Origin of the sequence: Bacteroides sp. ZJ-18, from assembly GCF_011038705.2 — a bacterium.
In the GTDB taxonomy this organism is placed as follows: domain Bacteria; phylum Bacteroidota; class Bacteroidia; order Bacteroidales; family Bacteroidaceae; genus Bacteroides; species Bacteroides hominis.
Map to the genome: position 1 here is coordinate 2,888,772 of NZ_CP072198.1, position 14,001 is coordinate 2,902,772.

At 40.2% G+C, this 14,001-nt stretch carries 13 protein-coding genes and 1 pseudogene; 8 read left to right on the forward strand and 6 right to left on the reverse strand.

Annotated features, from left to right (window positions below; genetic code table 11):
• The first annotated feature begins 233 nt into the window (after window positions 1-233).
• Together G7Y45_RS11485 and G7Y45_RS11490 are read left to right on the forward strand one after the other, a co-directional pair.
• Window positions 234-1,163 (forward strand): hypothetical protein, encoded by a 930-nt coding sequence (locus G7Y45_RS11485; protein WP_165014472.1) that lies wholly within the window; start codon window positions 234-236, stop codon window positions 1,161-1,163.
• Between the two features lie 405 nt (window positions 1,164-1,568).
• Window positions 1,569-1,898: a hypothetical protein gene (locus G7Y45_RS11490; protein ID WP_165014474.1), complete on the forward strand. Its 330-nt coding sequence runs from the start codon at window positions 1,569-1,571 to the stop codon at window positions 1,896-1,898.
• Between the two features lie 432 nt (window positions 1,899-2,330).
• On the opposite strand, the gene G7Y45_RS11495 is transcribed toward G7Y45_RS11490, so the two are convergent.
• Complete coding sequence (locus G7Y45_RS11495; RefSeq protein ID WP_165014779.1) at window positions 2,331-2,561, reverse strand: hypothetical protein; 231 nt, start codon at window positions 2,559-2,561, stop codon at window positions 2,331-2,333.
• Window positions 2,562-3,100: 539 nt separating this feature from the next.
• On the opposite strand from G7Y45_RS11495, the gene G7Y45_RS11500 reads away from it, so the two are divergent.
• The 6 genes from G7Y45_RS11500 to G7Y45_RS11525 all read left to right on the forward strand — a co-directional run bounded on the left by G7Y45_RS11500 (window position 3,101) and on the right by G7Y45_RS11525 (window position 9,002).
• Complete coding sequence (locus G7Y45_RS11500; RefSeq protein WP_005808809.1) at window positions 3,101-4,336, forward strand: hypothetical protein; 1,236 nt, start codon at window positions 3,101-3,103, stop codon at window positions 4,334-4,336.
• Window positions 4,337-4,972: 636 nt separating this feature from the next.
• Window positions 4,973-5,536 (forward strand): hypothetical protein, encoded by a 564-nt coding sequence (locus G7Y45_RS11505; RefSeq protein ID WP_165014476.1) that lies wholly within the window; start codon window positions 4,973-4,975, stop codon window positions 5,534-5,536.
• A gap of 372 nt (window positions 5,537-5,908) precedes the next feature.
• On the forward strand, window positions 5,909-6,235 hold the full coding sequence (locus G7Y45_RS11510) for a hypothetical protein (protein ID WP_165014478.1): 327 nt from the start codon (window positions 5,909-5,911) through the stop codon (window positions 6,233-6,235).
• 670 nt (window positions 6,236-6,905) lie between these two features.
• Window positions 6,906-8,183, forward strand: coding sequence for a C10 family peptidase (locus tag G7Y45_RS11515; protein WP_165014480.1), 1,278 nt, complete (start codon window positions 6,906-6,908; stop codon window positions 8,181-8,183).
• 4 nt (window positions 8,184-8,187) lie between these two features.
• Window positions 8,188-8,583, forward strand: a complete 396-nt coding sequence (locus G7Y45_RS11520) for a hypothetical protein (protein WP_165014483.1) — start codon at window positions 8,188-8,190, stop codon at window positions 8,581-8,583.
• Window positions 8,580-9,002, forward strand: a complete 423-nt coding sequence (locus tag G7Y45_RS11525; protein ID WP_165014486.1) for a hypothetical protein — start codon at window positions 8,580-8,582, stop codon at window positions 9,000-9,002. The genes G7Y45_RS11520 and G7Y45_RS11525 overlap by 4 nt, the downstream gene beginning before the upstream one ends.
• 323 nt (window positions 9,003-9,325) lie before the next feature.
• On the opposite strand, the pseudogene G7Y45_RS11530 reads toward G7Y45_RS11525, so the two are convergent.
• The 5 genes and pseudogenes from G7Y45_RS11530 to G7Y45_RS11550 form a co-directional block, all read right to left on the reverse strand.
• A pseudogene (locus tag G7Y45_RS11530) lies at window positions 9,326-9,679 on the reverse strand (recombinase); the annotation flags it as partial.
• Window positions 9,680-9,927: 248 nt separating this feature from the next.
• The gene (locus G7Y45_RS11535; protein ID WP_165014488.1) at window positions 9,928-10,626 is read right to left on the reverse strand and encodes a LytTR family DNA-binding domain-containing protein; all 699 of its coding nucleotides are present in this window, start codon (window positions 10,624-10,626) and stop codon (window positions 9,928-9,930) included.
• A complete protein-coding gene (locus tag G7Y45_RS11540) occupies window positions 10,623-11,681 on the reverse strand; it encodes a sensor histidine kinase (protein WP_122296380.1) in 1,059 nt (352 codons plus the stop codon). Before G7Y45_RS11540 ends, G7Y45_RS11535 begins: the two co-directional genes overlap by 4 nt.
• Window positions 11,682-11,906: 225 nt before the next feature.
• The gene (locus G7Y45_RS11545) at window positions 11,907-13,127 is read right to left on the reverse strand and encodes an ABC transporter permease (RefSeq protein WP_005776673.1); all 1,221 of its coding nucleotides are present in this window, start codon (window positions 13,125-13,127) and stop codon (window positions 11,907-11,909) included.
• A 129-nt stretch (window positions 13,128-13,256) separates the two neighbouring features.
• Entirely contained in the window at window positions 13,257-14,000 is a 744-nt protein-coding gene (locus G7Y45_RS11550; RefSeq protein WP_005808801.1) for an ABC transporter ATP-binding protein, read from the reverse strand.
• Window position 14,001: the final 1 nt, after the last annotated feature.

Here is a 14,001-nt window from a genome sequence, read left to right on the forward strand (position 1 = left end):
TATTGGTAATATTACCTTTCCGGTATCCATCTGACTGATGCTATTTTGTTTTTTTCTCTTCGATTTAAAAGAAATCTCCCGGTTTTCGGAAGGCCAATATGCTCATCAGAAATTCATAATTGTTCCCGCTCTTTTTATCCCATATTTTTGTATCGTAAGCTTGCAGAAATAGTTAAAACGTATAGGCGGGTTTCGAAAAGCCTTTGATAGAGTAGAATAATATTTTTAGGGTTATGAATGAAAAGATAGATACAGCAGGTTTCAACATAGGAAATATTGCGGGTAACGGAAAAGCGGGCAACCTGCTTAATGTGAAAGGTATGAAGAGAGGAAATTGGAGTTATTTCTTTTCACCAATGGTGAGATTTGAGGAGAATGGTCAGAATTTTCTTTTTTCTCATAGTGCTGATGGAAATAAGATTAAGTTGTCATCTCTGACGTCAGAGGGAGAAGGTCAGGTTTTTATCGATGATAAATGGCATTGGTATTATAATTCTCAGGTTCCGTTTGTTGAGAATGGAAAAAATTACATATTCTGTTATAGTAACAGAGGAAATCGGTGGTTTATTTCTGAGTTATCTACTAAATGGGATGGACAGAAAGAAATAAAAAATGGCCAGGGATTCGGCAAAGACTATGATGTTATGATCCCCTTTAATGAAAACGGTAAAAATTATATTTTTGCTCATAGCAGTTCGGATAAGAGTTGGTTTATGACTGAGTTGTCCACTAATTGGGATGGAAAGAACAGGATTAAAGAAGGGCGTTGGGCACGTTTTTACAAGGTCTTGATACCTTTTGTCGAAAATGGACGTAGTTATTTGTTTGCGCATAGTGCACAAGACAATCGATGGTTTGTTTCTGAGCTATCTACAAAATGGAACGGTCAATCAGAATTGAGATGTGGCAATTGGGCACGCTATTACCCAAGTGTGACTGCATTTGTGCATTTGGGCAAACCTATTGCATATTTCCACAGCGAGAAAGATAGACGTTGGTTTATGTGGGAACTTTCTACAGATAGAAGAACAGACAAAGATTTAAATAATGGAAATCTCGATTCGTTTTATGATACGGTTACTTCGTTCAAAGAGAATCAAGCATGTTATATACTTGCACAAAGCAGCAAAACCAAGGAGTTCTTTATTTGTCCGGTACTTTAGTTGATGTGCTTTAAATGTTATGGGCGGGTTCTGAAAAGCGATGATAGGGCAGGAAGAAATATCCGAGGTAGTATGGAAATATGTTACTTGAATAGTAAATCGGTACCTCTGGCACCCAAAGTGGCTATCTCCAAATATTGTGTAAACGGAAAACTACGCGATTCTTCTCGTTGTTTCTCTTATAATCGTGTAAGGCTCCGGATCGAAAGATTCGGAGCTTATTGTGTATTTATTCCCCAAAGTGTGTGTCTATTCCCCATTTATTTCCCAATCTTTTTTTTATTATATTGAATGTAACTTGCTGTTTTATAGTTGCTTTGTGGCCTGTTAGTATTCTGGCATGTCCTTTGTCTTTTATTTAGCATAAGAGTTAGTTTTAATTATTCACACTAAAAAATTACGATTATGAAAAAGGTATTAGTAGCATTAGCAATGATTATGGGATTAGGCACTTCAGTAGCATTTGCCGGCGTATCGGGTGACACTTTAGCAGTAGAACAAACTCTGCAGACTCCTCAGGACGAATTTACAAAAGTTGCCGCAAAGGAACTTCCTACTCCTGTCATCAATGCATTGGCCAAAGATTATGAAGGTGCTTCTATAAAGGAGGCTTTTGTTTCGGAAAGAGAAGATGGTAAGGTATATAAAGTGATTGTGACTGTAACCAAGGAAGATCAATCTACAGAAGATGTAACTGTTCTTTTGAATGAAAAAGGTGAGATTGTGAAGGAATAGTGAGCTTTTCAACTTAATTTCTACTTTTATGGCCCTGGTTCTTAGGAATCGGGGCTTTCTCATTTAAGAGAAATCTCCCCGTTTCCAGAAGGTTAATCTGCTTATTTAAGATTTATAATTGTTCCCGGTTTCCTTCTCATATATCTTTCTTAGATAAAAATAGTCTTTGATTCGTTTTTATTAGTCAATAAGAATATGTAATGTTTATATACGAGGATAAGAAAAATGCTTGATTTTTCTCTTTTCGGATGGACTCTTCAAAGAGTTCTATTCTTAAGGTCTGATAGACAACTTTGTTAATGATCGTATCTATTTAAGTTCCCGACAGCCCGTTCTATACCCTGACGATTAACCACTTCCATCGGATTATGGCAATGGCAGAAGAAATATCAACCTTCTGTCGGTTCTTCTTCAAATTTGGTGGTAAATTCTTTATTTCTTTATTTTCAAGTTGATAATTGTCCTTTTTGCTTGCTTTAATAAGAAAAAATAGACACCGGCTGAATAAGATAACGCAAGTTTCGGAAGTGAATTTGCGCCGTCTGAACCGGTATCTTCATCCTTATACCTTTCTTCAATTAACATTGTTAACGCCTTTTGCAGGTTGTCAGATTCTTGTGCGCAAATAACGAGTCTTTTGCATTTAAAGAACTTGTTATTCACATCCAAAGAACAAGCTTTAACTCTGTGTTAAAACAAAGCTTTTGAAGATAGAAATCATACTTTTTAAAGATATTCATTTTCAGATGGTTTATCCTAAAATTCGCTTTTTCACCTCGCGGATGGACTCTTCGGGGGAAAGCCGGGATACTTGCTTTTTTGTCAACTATAAACGAGGGCTTACACTTCCGAAAACTGAATTAGATTCCATGAGTAAAAGAAAACTTACCACCTAATTTGAAGAAGAACCCTTCTGTCTATTGAAATCAGTATGATAGATGTTACAGAAGAGCCTATTTCATGTCCTGATGCTTTGGAAATAGCTTCTTTACGTATATCTGACCTCGCTACTATATTGTTTCATTATATCTTATTTAAGGTTGTGGATAAAATTATTTATTTTTTATCTTTTTTATTTAACGTCTTTTGGTTTAGTATGATCTTCATTTCAAATGTTTTTATGGTATAAAGGACGTGAATTTTTTAGAATATTCGGATCCCGGAAACAGATCTTTAATTATTTATTTAAAAAACAATTGAGTATGAAAATTATTTTAAATTTCTCTAAGTGTATTATGATCCTTTCATTGCTTAGTCTGACATGTACTGTTCTTTCTTGTGATGAAATGGACATTGACCAAGGGCCTCCAATCTCTTCTACCCGTAATTTGATGATTAGTTTCAAAATCGATACAATTACGTATGGTCAAATTCCGGCCGAACACGCTCGAAGAATACTGTCTCTTGACGAGTCTACTTCAGTTGTAACTGATAAGAGTAAACGTTCTTTTAGAGTTAATGAATTATTCCAAATTAGAAAAGCAAGCGATCAATTGCTTTCAATTACTAGTTACTCCGCTAAGACGGTCTATAATCTCACACTTGAGGCCTATGTGGAAGGTGGCTCCCAGTATATTCCTATTGCCTATTTAGACTCTATACCGGGATTTTCACAGTTTGAATTTAAGCCTTCGTTAATAAATGGGAATTTCATATATAAAAATGGAGACGGTATAGATACATTATCTCTTTCAAGCCTGAACGAGAAACAAATGAAATTCCGTTTACTTAGTGATGACAAGCATTTTAAAATGCTTTCTAAAATAGATGCACAGTGGGGTGTTTCCTTTTCAAATTATGATTGGAAGCCAGGTTATGAAAACGGTTCGTGGCGCGAGTTAAGGGCCATCTATGCCCGTGAGTGGGTTGTTATCATCACCAACTATGCCTATATGATGACTACACCCGAGTATTCTTTTATAATGAGAAATTTTAGTAAAGTATTTGGGGGTGAACTTTATGATAATAATCGTGTTAAATTCACACCGGAAAAGTATTTGTCAGAAGAAAAACGTTTTAAACAGTCACATAACTTTGTTTGTGGACGATCTAAACCGTCTGTTGGAGGTTTAGGCGGAGGAAGTGTATGGGGGGTAAGTCACTGGAATTATTATGGTCATTATGCCTCTTTTAGCGGCTGGGAGTCAATTACACATGAATTCATGCACTGTATGGGATATGGGCATTCTAGTAATATGACTTATTCTTCAGGGGGAGTAGGATGGACTGAGTTTATGTGGCAACTACATACCTATTTGAGAGGTAATAATTTGCTGCCATATACAGATCGAGATCTATTAGGCTTTCATAAACCTGAAAATGCGAAATATCGTGATGGTGGAATAGACCCTGATAAACTAAATGATAATAAAATTTTGCAGTTTTATAATAAAAGCAAAGTTACAAAGTATTTTTTAGCTAATCCATTAACTAAATAAGTAATAACCATGAATAACAATTAAAGGTCTGTTTCCAATTAAATAATTAGTCTTCAATGATATAGTCTTACACGTACTGTGGGCTTAATATACTATAATTTCTAATAATGGTTGTTGCTTCGCATAAAAATACTAATTTTCGAACTGTAGAAGCATCTTATCATTAAGTTGCTGGCCTCGATTCTTAGGAGTCGGGGCTTTTTCAGTTCGCCCAGCATGTGTATATTCTAATGGGTGCAAGTCCCTTACACACCCTGATAGTGGGAAGTGAGAACCGCCACGTGCCGAACGGCATGCGTGGTGGTGTGAGAGGTCGGAAAACGAAAGTAGGAAGAAAACTACTTCGTTTTCCTCCTACTCGATTTTAAGAGAAGTCTTCTTGTATCCGTGAAAGGTCGATTCCGTTATCTCGCAAATTTATGATCGCTCCTGATTCTTTTATATTTATAGACTTTAATATAAGTGAGGGGAGTATGCTTAAAATTTGATTTTATGGTCTTTGTATTTGCAATTTGTTAATGTATTGTAATGTGAAAAACATTAATTTATTTAACCCTGTTTTCTTTTATATAATAACCATTAAATGACATTAATTATGAAAACTAATTTATTAATTCCTAAGAAAATCTATTGATTATGATAAATATATTAAAAGTACTGCTACTGTTTTCTGTGTTTGCTTTCTTTTCTTGCAACAAAAAGGAGATTGAAGATGGGTCTATTACTTGGGGTAAGTACACATTGATGGAGATAGAAGCTAACGAACCTGTCGATATTAATTTCGATGGGGTTAAACATACTGATCTAAAAAAAGAGATCGGTACATTAAACACATGTGCTTTATTCCTCTATGGCAATAAATATCCTTCTGTTGATCTTTTATGGCCGGAGCCTTTAATCAATCAGCAAAAATTGCTTCAAGAGTTACCTTGTCATTATAGTGAAGGGATGAAAATCGACTATGTTAATGTATCAATTCAGTATTATGTGGATATTAAATCAGATACTCCAAACGGGTATGTATTAAATAGAGGGCAAAAAATAGCTAATGACGCCAGCGTGTATACATTTGAATATCCAGAAAAAATGATAGTTAATACGGATAAACAAGTTATCTGTTTTGAGACAACCCAAACCTTTCTTACGCAGGAGGGATGTAAAAGCGTTCTTTTGAAGGTTAGGTTTGGGTTAGTGCACTAAAGTGCTTTAAGACTAACATAGGATTATTTTAGATCAATTGCTCTGACTCTTTTGAGCTGGTAATTTTTTATATACCCCGCCTTTCTGATTCGAGGTATATTGGAAAGAAGTACTATCTTTGTCACGTAGAAGCTAACATTGTTATTTAACAGAATGTGTAAGGCTCCGGGTCGAAAGGCTCGGAGCTTTTTGTGTATTTATTCCCCAAAGTGTGTGTCTATTCCCCATTTATTCCCCAAACTTTTTTAATGGTTTTGGATGTAACTTGTTGTTTTATAGATGTTTTGTGATCTTTTGGTGTTCTGGCATATCCTTTGCCTTTTATTTAGTATAAGAGTTAGTTTTAATTATTCATACTAAAAGATTTGGATTATGAAAAAGGTATTAGTAGCGTTAGCGATGATTATGGGATTGGGAACTTCTGTAGCATTTGCAAGTGTATCGAATGACACCTTGGCTGTAGAAAACTCCTTGCAAACTTCCCAAGACGAATTTGTAAAGATTGCCGTAAAGGAACTTCCTAACTTGGTTGTCAATGCATTGGGTAAATATGAAGGCGCTTTGATAAAAGAGGCTTACGTTTCAGAAAGAGAAACTGGTAAGGTCTATAAAGTGATTGTGACTGTAACCAATGAGGACCAATCTACAAAAGATGTTACGGTTTTTATGAACGAGAAAGGTGAGATAGTGAAAGAGTAAATAAGGCGATTAAATTAGGGGCTTTCATCTATACTCTACTTTCTGTAGCCCTGATTTTTAAGGGTCAGGGCTAATTCTTCTCGCAATTATAATCAGAACTTTATTCATCTGTTTTTAAGTTTAAAAGATTGTTCTTTGTGTGATAATAGGATATATACTACTGGACTTGCTATGTAGTTATCTATCCTTTTATTGACTTTCTCAGCTTGTTCTAAGAGCAAGATTTATATCAATAGAGTTGAGTTATTTTAATGAAGTGTTTTTATCTAAAATTTAGGGCTATCTATGTATTTGCACGAATCAATAGTTTTATGACAAGTTTATGCGTTGTGAAACGCCAGGCTTTTTCTCTTTTTAATCTTAAATATGGAAAGAGGTTGTCACAGGCCTCTTTAGGAAAGGCTAATATGCATGCTGTTTTTTATGTATTATTTTGTTCGTTCTCCCCAGATATAAGGTTTAATTGTATCTGTTGATTTCGTCCCCGCTTCTTAGTGATAAGAGGCGGGGGGGCTTTATTGAGGGTGTCTTTTTATATCTTTCTGCTTTTTGCTTTATAGTATTAAGTTTTAGACATTCGTTTTTAATATAAATACCTAAGAGTAGGTATTGGCAATTTCCTATCCTTTACTTTTCTTTGCAAAATATATAATTTAAACAACTCTTATTTATGAAACTAATCTATTCCTTTTTTTCGTTTCTCTCTCTTTTATTTTGCTCCGGTTGCTCTGATGATATAGAGGTAGCCAAACAAGAATTTTCGTCAGTGTTTTTGACGCAAGAAACATCGACTTATCGTACTAAAGAGAATGCTATTATTGAGGTGGAGCGTTTTATTCAAAAGGATAAAGGTGCCACACGAACGGGTTCTCCTTTAAATTATTCAATAGGCAATGAAATCTATTTCTATAGGGATACAATTACTAATCAGGACTATCCATCATTTTATATTGCCAATGCGGATGGGGGTAACGGCTATGCCATTGTATCGGCCAATCCATATACAACTCCTATTATCGCTTATTCCGAGTCCGGTAATCTTTCTTTGAGTGATACACTTCAACATCCGGAGTTTTCTTTCTTTTTTGATCTGGTTCAAAACTACATCTCTAATACTGAAAAGTATAAGACAGAGTTCGAAGAAGATGTTGATAACTCTTTGGATATGCCTCAAACAAGGGCCAGAAGACGTCCTCTTTATGAAACGAAACCTGGAGAGTGGCAGGAAACGGAGAGGATAAAACCATTGATTTCTGTTAAATGGGGACAGAGGAGTCCCTATAACAATGCGGCACCTTTTATAAAAGGACAAAGAGCGCTTACCGGCTGCGTAGCTACCGCAACAGCCCAAGTAATGGTGTACCATGAAAAGCCCTCAGAATATAATGGCGTATCCTATAACTGGTCTGAGATGAAAAAAGATCCTTATACCCCTGCGGTTGCTCACTTACTTCGCTCTATCGGTAATCTGGTTAAAATGGACTGGGGGGTAGACGCTAGCGGGGCTAACAGGAATAATATTCCACGGTGCTTTGAGAAAATGGGATATAGGAAACCTCGTGCCCCTCAGAGTTATAGCCAATGGGACGTTATAACATCTATCAAAGCTAAATGTCCGGTTATAATATGTGGTAACTCTGTAAGGGGCAATATACTGGGTATTAAGTATTATCAGCGTGGGCATGCATGGGTTTCTGATGGCTATTTTCATAGAGAAAGAAAGGTTGATGTCCATAGAAAAGGAAGTGATAAAGTCCATCATTCGTATACAGAAAAAGAAGATTATCTGCATCTAAACTGGGGGTGGAGAGGGCATTCCAATGGATATTATTTAGCAGGAGTTTTTAATGGAGGAGATGGGCCGTCTTTTCCTTCTACTAGAGCGGCTGGTAAAGGTAACTTCCCATATAATGTTGAAATAATCCCATATATTAATATAATACAATAAAATTATGAAAAAATCTTATTTACTTCTGTCCTTCATGTTTCTTTTATCTGTATTCTTTTCATGTCGCAATGATATTGTCGGTGACTGCAAAGATTCGATAGGAGTAGAACGTAAAGAGGTTGTGTTTAATGCTGGTAAAGATTCTATAGAATTACGTACCAAGAAAGGTGATGACTGGTGGTTATCTGGCATTACTATTCGTGACAGTGTATATAACAGCTTTTCTGCTGACGATAAGGTAATAACCGCAGGTGGGCTTTCTGTTGAGAAAACTGGTCGCAAATCAGTATTTATCAGGATTGAACCTAATCTAACAGACGCAGAGAGGAAATTTACTGTATGGCTTCAAGATGGTAATTGCTTTAATAGAATTCATATAACACAAAAGATTAAGGAATGAATATAAAAGTCATCTTTTTGAAGTCAACGATATTTGTTTTATTCTTCTTGTTTGCAAATGGTGCAAGTGCTCAGTTTCTGAGGTCTTTGTCCTTGCCAAAAAGAGACAGTGTATTAATTAGCATTTCTAAAAAGGTATTGGAGAAAAAAGCTCCTGAATATTTATTAGAATATGGGAAACCTGTTATTACGAAAAAGGTGATTCATTTTAAGTCGAAGAAAGATGAATTAGAAGAACCTAAAGCTAGTCCTTTTTATGGTACTAAGAATGGTCAGGTTTATTATATTGTTGAATTTCCTCAAGATGAATCTATAGAGTCTTTCGAGGAGGGTTTTGTAGCTCAAGTTTATATTTGGGAAGATAATTCTATACCTTGGCTCCTATACTTGGGGAATGGTATGATAGAGAATATAGAATAGGAAACTGAATGGCTCTCACTTCATGTTGAGTTCGCTGTGTGATTTCGTTTTATAACCCGGCGATTAATCAGTTGTATTAGATTAGAGCGATGACGGGAGAAAAATAAAGGCATCGTTTTTAAGCGATGCCTTATACAACTCTCCACGCTCAACAACACACACTCAACTACACTGTAGAGGCTGTATATAATGCATTACTGACTAAATTAGAAATAAGTTCGGTACCGGCATAAAAAAAGTGAGGGGAACCACCCCCTCACTAAAGTCAAACCAAAATAATCCGAATTATGTCCGTATTATCTTGATTCTGTAAATATACAGTATTATTTTAGATTATCTAATATTTCCCTAATAGCTTTGTCTGCGTGTTTTTTCATGATTGTAACGTAATTGAAGATCGGTCTGTCTTCTTTCATTGATTGTCCGATGCAGTACTCTAAAGTACTGAGTGGGATACCAAGATCAAATCCATGCTGGACGAAACTTTTTCGTGCTGAATATAATGTGAAGTCATGTTTGATATCGGCAATCTTTTTTAGCGTATCCAGTTTCCGTGTAAGTGTATTATAGCATGATACATAGGTTTTGTACTTTCCGAACACTATTCGACCGGTATTCTTACTCATGTATTTTTTGATGATAGGTTTGGCTTCCTCCGGGATGGTGAATGATGTAATCATATAAAATAAGTTCGATTGTGAATATAACTTTCTGAATTACAGCAAAAAGAAAGCCGGAAGCTCATGCTCGCTTGCAGGCTTCCGACTCAACACAAAAACTAAACTAGACTTAACTAAACTATTCTATTCTTGGAAGTTTCACAACTTCCGTTCTGTTTGTTACAAAGATAGAGATTTTTTTGTTTATATATAAATAATAATCGACAAATGCTCACATTTTACCGATAAATCAGCTGCAAATCCTTTCAACTTCGTTCGTCAAGGAAAGCTTGGAAAGCTTGTTTGTAGCTATCGCTGACGGGGATGTAGGTCTTATCGAATACGATGCGGCCGCGGTCGATGATGCGTATTTTGTCCTTCTGGACAATGAAAGAGCGGTGTACACGCATAAAGCGGGTGGGGGGAAGCAGCTCTTCCATGGACTTCATACTCATAAGTGATAGGATGGGCTTGGGAGCATCTTCGGTATAGATTTTGATATAGTCCTTCAGGCCTTCTATGTACAATATCTTTTTGAGCTCTACCTGTACCAGTTTGTAGTCGCTCTTCACGAAAATACTGTCTATTTCCTCGGGTTTCTGAACGAGTTCGAACCACTGCAATGCCTTGTTGGCCGCCTGCAGGAAGTCGACATACGAGATGGGCTTGAGCAGGTAGTCCAGTGCGTTGACCCGGTATCCGTCGATGGCGTATTGACCGAAGGCGGTGGTAAAGACAATACGGGTACGGGCATCTACCATTTTAGAGAATTCCAGGCCGTTAAGCTCCGGCATCTGGATATCCAAAAACAGCAGGTCAATCTGATGTCCCGGAAGTTCTTTCATGGCTTGTACGGCGCTGGAATACTTTCCTGCCAGTTCAAGGATAGGGGTTTTGTTGACGTAACTCTCCAGCAGGCTGAGTGCCAGAGGCTCGTCGTCTACTATGGCGCAATGTAGTTTCACGGCTGTGGATGATTAAATATTAATAATTTCGATATATATTCTTTGCCATCTTCAGAGATGGCTTTGTCCCATCGGTAGCGTCCGGGGTAAGACAGTTCGAGGCGCTTGCTCACCTGTTCGAGGCCGATGCCCGATCCGCTTTTATCCATATTGGTTTTGGGATGGCAGCTGTTGCGTATTTCACACCGGATCTCTTCTTTATTCTCAGAGATAAGGATGTGGATGAAGCTCGGTTCGGTAGGGGAGATGCCGTGTTTAAAGGCGTTCTCAATAAGGGAGATGAAGATCAGCGGGGCGATCTTCGTCTGGCTGTCCGGTTGTATGTCGAGTTGCGTAATGACCTCTACGTTTCCGGAGAGGCGGATACGCATTAGTTCGATGTAGTTGCGGATAAAGTCGACCTCTTTGCAGAGGGGGACGTAGTTCTGCTGGTTGTCATAAAGCACATAGCGGAGCAGCTTGCTGAGCTCCTGTACAGCCTGCTGCGCTTTGTCGCTGTCGAAGGCAATCAGTGCGTAGATGTTGTTCAGCGTATTGAGCAGGAAGTGCGGGTTGAGCTGATTGCGCAAGTTTTTCAGTTCGGCTTCGGTGCGGCTTTTTTCCGCTTCGCGGCGGGCGGCTTCGGCTTCTCCCCAGCGGGCGCTCATGCGGATGGCGGCACTCAGGCCGATGGTGAAGATAAGGCTCAGGATGTCCCGTACAAAGAAGATCCATCCGGGAGGCATGTGAGGTTTTTTTATGGGGGGGATCGGGGCATTCAGGCTTTGCCAGATGTGCAGCAGGAGGCCGATTATGCAGACCAGCAGGATGTTATAGATGATGTACTTGTTCTTCTGTTCCCGGAACAAGAGGGAGGGGACCAGCAGGAAGTAGTTCAGATAGAATACGGTGACAAAGGAGATGGGTACGACAGAGTGGCGCAGATAGGCACTCCAATTGATGCTGTTTCCCGCACGATCGATAAAGAAGAAAGGGAAACCGAACACGATCCCCCAGCTGATAATATGTATCAGTATTTCCAGAGGGCGGCGGGCTGATGTCAGAGACTGTTTCATGGGGACAAAGATACTAATTTTAGTTTACGTTTGGGACGTTTTGAACGATGAACGATAAAGGAGGATCACCACAGAGGACACAGAGTTTACTATATATAATGTATAAAGAATATATAATAGGCAATGAAAGCAATCAGCATCATAGGCTTTACTGATAGAATATCGGGCTTTCGTCGTTCTTTATACTTTTTTTTACTTTACGTTCTCAGTGTCCTCTGTGATAGATTACTCGTATCGGATTGCCTCGATCGGGTCGAGGTCGGCTGCTTTCTTGGCCGGATACCATCCGAAGAAGACCCCGGTGACGGTGCACACAGCAAACGACAGGAATACACTCCAGGGCTGGATGAAGATGGGCCAATGGGCAACGCTTTTCACGAGCCAGCTGGCACCACACCCGATGATTACTCCGATAAGGCCGCCGGTGATACTGATCAGGATGGCTTCTATCAGGAATTGGCTCAGGATGTCGATTCCCCGTGCACCGACTGACATGCGCAGGCCGATTTCCCGGGTACGTTCGGTGACGCTGACGTACATGATGTTCATGATTCCGATTCCGCCTACCACAAGCGAGATGCCGGCGATGCAGGCAAGCAGGGTGGTCATCAGGTCGGTGGTGGAGTTGAGCATGCTGCTCAGTTCCTGCTGGCTGCGGATGGTGAAGTCATCATCGTCCCCTTCCTTGAGTTTATGATTGCGGCGGAGGAGTTCTGTGATTTCTTCCGTAGCATTGTCCGTCATATCCTCGGTGAGGGCAGAGGCGTAAATGCCTTGTAGATAGGTCTGTGCCAGCAGGCGCTTCATCACGGTGGTGTAGGGGGCCAGTACGATGTCATCCTGGTCCATACCCATGGAGTTGTAGCCTTTGGACTTCAGTACGCCCACTACGCGGAACGGGATTTTATTGAACCGGACAATGCGTCCCACGGGGTCTTCTCCACCGGGGAAAAGATTGTCTACAATGGTTTTTCCTATCACGCACACCTTGGCGCTGGACTGGATATCGGCTTCGCTGAACATCTCGCCGTTGTCGACCGAGAGCTGGCGTATCTCCAGATAGTCCGTACCCACGCCACTGACGGATGACGGATAGTTATTGTTACCGGCTATCAGTTGCCCGGAGCTGGAAACATTCGGGCTGACGGCAGCTAAAAAACTGGTTTCGTCCCGCAATGATTCGTAGTCGGTCAGTTTCAGTGTCTGCATGGCACTGGGGTCCTGACGGACTCCTCCGCGCATATCTGCTCCCGGATGGATCATGATCATATTGGAGCCCATTTCGGAGATTTGTGCCTGAATGCTTTTCTTTGATCCCTGTCCGATGGCGAGCATGGTGATGACAGATGCCACACCGATAATGATTCCAAGCATCGTAAGGAATGCGCGCAGCTTGTTGTTGTTCAGGGCACGCAGGGCTATTTTAAATAAATTGGTTCCATTCATAATGGTAAGGTTTTTGAGTATTATTCACCACAGAGGACACAGAGTTTTAATATTTTGTTTATCAGGATGTTTAAGAGAAATATATTCTCTGTGTCCTCTGTGGTGAATCGTATTCATTTCTAAACTGTATTATTCTTCCTGCACAGGCAGTGCGGCCAGTGCCTCGGCTGCCGAAAGAATGTCCGGGTTGACACTATCATCCTTGACCTGCCCATCGCGCAGCACAATGTTGCGGCTGCTGTATTGGGCTATTTCCGGGTTGTGCGTCACAAAGATGATGGTACGCCCCTCGGCATGCAGTTTCTGAAACAGCACCAGAATCTCGAAAGAGGTGCGTGTATCGAGGTTACCCGTCGCTTCATCCGCGAGGATGACTGCCGGATTGTTGACCAACGCGCGGGCGATGGCTACACGCTGCATTTGTCCGCCGGACATTTGGTTGGATTTATGTTCCAACCGGTCGCCCAACCCTACCGCGCGGAGGGCTTCGATGGCCCGCCGGCGCCGTTCGGAGGCGCTGACTCCCGAGTTGTACATCAGCGGGAGCTCCACATTCTCCACGGCGGTCGTCTTCGGCAGCAGGTTGTAGCTCTGAAAGACAAAGCCTATCTTGCGGTTGCGCAATACGGCGCGTTGCGGCTTGCTCATGGTACGCACCGAGATACCGTCCAGCAGATATTCTCCACTGGTGGGTGTGTCGAGGCAACCCAACGTGTTTAGCAACGTCGACTTTCCCGAACCGGAAGTACCCATGATGGTGACAAACTCCCCTTCGGTGATGGTGAACGAAACTCCGCGCAGCGCATGTACCGTTTCGTCTCCCACCCGGAAGTTGCGTTTGATGTTCTGAAGTTCGATGACTGTTTTGCTCATA

Excerpts from the sequence above, each read along its gene's own strand:
- G7Y45_RS11485 (WP_165014472.1), top strand. The coding sequence starts at position 234 with ATGAATGAAAAGATAGATACAGCAGGTTTCAACATAGGAAATATTGCG.
- G7Y45_RS11525 (WP_165014486.1), top strand. The coding sequence starts at position 8,580 with ATGAATATAAAAGTCATCTTTTTGAAGTCAACGATATTTGTTTTATTC.
- G7Y45_RS11515 (WP_165014480.1), top strand. The coding sequence starts at position 6,906 with ATGAAACTAATCTATTCCTTTTTTTCGTTTCTCTCTCTTTTATTTTGC.
- G7Y45_RS11490 (WP_165014474.1), top strand. The coding sequence starts at position 1,569 with ATGAAAAAGGTATTAGTAGCATTAGCAATGATTATGGGATTAGGCACT.
- G7Y45_RS11550 (WP_005808801.1), bottom strand. The coding sequence starts at position 14,000 with ATGAGCAAAACAGTCATCGAACTTCAGAACATCAAACGCAACTTCCGG.
- G7Y45_RS11500 (WP_005808809.1), top strand. The coding sequence starts at position 3,101 with ATGAAAATTATTTTAAATTTCTCTAAGTGTATTATGATCCTTTCATTG.
- G7Y45_RS11540 (WP_122296380.1), bottom strand. The coding sequence starts at position 11,681 with ATGAAACAGTCTCTGACATCAGCCCGCCGCCCTCTGGAAATACTGATA.
- G7Y45_RS11545 (WP_005776673.1), bottom strand. The coding sequence starts at position 13,127 with ATGAATGGAACCAATTTATTTAAAATAGCCCTGCGTGCCCTGAACAAC.
- G7Y45_RS11510 (WP_165014478.1), top strand. The coding sequence starts at position 5,909 with ATGAAAAAGGTATTAGTAGCGTTAGCGATGATTATGGGATTGGGAACT.
- G7Y45_RS11520 (WP_165014483.1), top strand. The coding sequence starts at position 8,188 with ATGAAAAAATCTTATTTACTTCTGTCCTTCATGTTTCTTTTATCTGTA.
- G7Y45_RS11505 (WP_165014476.1), top strand. The coding sequence starts at position 4,973 with ATGATAAATATATTAAAAGTACTGCTACTGTTTTCTGTGTTTGCTTTC.